The 2,245-nt window shown below is 62.9% G+C and carries 2 protein-coding genes and 1 pseudogene; all 3 read right to left on the reverse strand.

What is annotated here, in order from left to right; all coding sequences use genetic code 11:
- Positions 1–152, reverse strand: a pseudogene (locus OQK_RS04815) (pyridoxamine 5'-phosphate oxidase); the annotation flags it as partial.
- A gap of 24 nt (positions 153–176) precedes the next feature.
- Positions 177–1,280: an OmpA family protein gene (locus tag OQK_RS04820; RefSeq protein ID WP_016771371.1), complete on the reverse strand. Its 1,104-nt coding sequence runs from the start codon at positions 1,278–1,280 to the stop codon at positions 177–179.
- 113 nt (positions 1,281–1,393) lie between these two features.
- Positions 1,394–2,245, reverse strand: an 852-nt coding sequence (locus tag OQK_RS04825) for an EstA family serine hydrolase (RefSeq protein ID WP_038860566.1), incomplete at its 5' end; no start/stop codon positions are given.

Here is a 2,245-nt window from a genome sequence, read left to right on the forward strand (position 1 = left end):
GTCATGGCATTGGCTTCTACCGGCGCCTGCTCGGTTTTGACCGCATCGGCGAACCACTGGTGAAACAGCGCAAACGGCTCGGTCGGGGCTTGCGCCTCGGTCAAACCGTCACGGGTGTAGTCGCGACGCATATCGGCCAGAGCCTGGGTCATGGCGGATTCCTTTTCGTTAGCGGATCACTTCTTGGCAGCGTCGGCTGCGGCGACTTTCTTGTCGGTCGCGGCGGCTTTGGCTGGTGCGGTCTTTTTCGCCGGAGCCTTGGCCGGGGCCTTCTTCGCCGGAGCCTTGGCAGCGGTTTTCTTGGCTGGCGCTTTTTTCGCCGCAGGGGCAGCAGCTTTCTTGGCAGCAGGCGCTGGGGTGGCGGGTTTGGCCACTGGCTTGACGTCTTGCGCAGCAACCATCGTCACCGGCTTCGGCGCTGGCATGTTGTATTTGCTCAGCAGCGCAACCATGGTGTTTTGCGGCGTCACCAGCAGTTCGACACGACGGTTCAAGGCACGGCCTTCAACGCTGTCGTTGGCCGCACGCGGCGCTTCGGAACCCATGCCGCGCAGCATCAGGCGATCACGCTGCAAGCCGCTGAGGCGGAAGATCGCTGCCACCGATTGCGCACGTTCCTGACTCAGCTTGACGTTGGCCGGTGCGGCACCGCTGGTGTCACTGTGACCGAGCACCAGCACCGCGGTTTTCGGGTCGGCTTCAAGGATTTTCGCCACGCGAGTGAACGGGCCAAGGGTGACCGGCAGCAGCATCGCCGGGCGGTCCGGGTTGAACGAGCCTTCGACCGGCGCCGTCACCACCAGTACGTTGTCGCGACGCTCGAGTTGCAGATTGCTGTCCTTCACCGCTTCACGCAGACGCGGCTCGTAGTCGTCGAGCCAGGCCTGAGTGACCTTCGGATCCGGCATCGGCACGGCTTTGGCAGTTGGCTGGTCCTTGCCGCCGAACGGCCACCACCATTTGCCATTGGACTGCGCCTCGGCTTTGGCCACCTCGACCGGTTTGGCTTCAGGTTTGACCTCGGCTTTCAGATCAGCCTTAACCGCTTCATCGCTGGAACCGAACGGCCAGTACCACGGGTTGCTGCTTTCGGCCTTGGCCACTGGCGCAGTCGCCGCAGGTTTCAAAGGAGCAGGAGCCGGGGCCGAATCTTTGGCCGCGACTTTGTCGGAAGAACCGAACGGCCACCAACTGCCGCCGTCCGCATTGTTTTTCGGGTTCTGTGCGCAACCGGTGATCGCTACACACAGGGCCAGGGCGAGGGTCTTTTTAGATGACATTGAAAATCCACAAAATGAAGTAATGAAAAATCAGAGCACTTTCGCCCGGATAAACAGCCGTTTTGAAACGAAAATCCCTTTGAGGTTCCGACCCTGGAACCTCTGTTGAAGCTTTACAGACAAGTGGCAAGCACCCGCGCCAGCTTTTGCGCGCGCGGATCCATCAAAACGTAAGGCCCCAGGGTATTTGTCACGAAACCGAAAGCCACATCGTGCTCAGGATCAGCAAAACCGATCGAGCCGCCCGCTCCCGGATGACCGAACGCGCGTGGGCCGAGGCCGTAGGTGGCGTTGGGCACGTCCGGTTGATCGAGCATGCAGCCGAGGCCGAAACGGGTGCGCGTGAGCAAGGTCTTGTCATCGCCAAGACTGTGCTCGCGGGTCAGCTCTTCGAGCATCTCGCTCTCGAGCAGGCTGCCGTCGAGCAGGCCGGCATAGAACCCGGCGAGACTGCGCGCGTTACCGTGGCCGTTGGCCGCCGGTTGCTGCATGCGTCGCCATTCCGGCTTGTTGGTGCTGGTCAGCACGGACGGCGGATTGGTGAAGGCGCGAGTAGTCATGGCAGTCGGTTCGCGCATGGTCACTTGCAGCAGACGCTGGGCCGCAGCGTCGCCGGCGTTGCCCTTGCCACGGGCGATGTGCGCCACGCGATGAAACTCTTCGTCGGCCAGGCCCACGTGGAAATCCAGGCCCAACGGTTTGGCGACCCGAGCGACGATCGACTCGCCCGGCCCACGACCGTCGGCGCGGCGCAGCAATTCGCCGGCCAGCCAGCCGTAGGTGATCGCGGCATAACCGTGACCGGTGCCCGGAGTCCACCATGGCGCTTCGGCCGCAAGGGCGTCGACCATGGTTTGCCAGTCATATAGGGCTTCAGGGGCGAGCAGTTCGCGCAGCGCCGGCAAGCCGGCCTGATGGCAGAGCAATTGGCGCAGGGTGACGGATTCTTTGCCGGCGGCGGCGAA

This window comes from Pseudomonas sp. R62 (genome assembly GCF_000257605.1).
Lineage (GTDB): Bacteria > Pseudomonadota > Gammaproteobacteria > Pseudomonadales > Pseudomonadaceae > Aquipseudomonas > Aquipseudomonas atacamensis.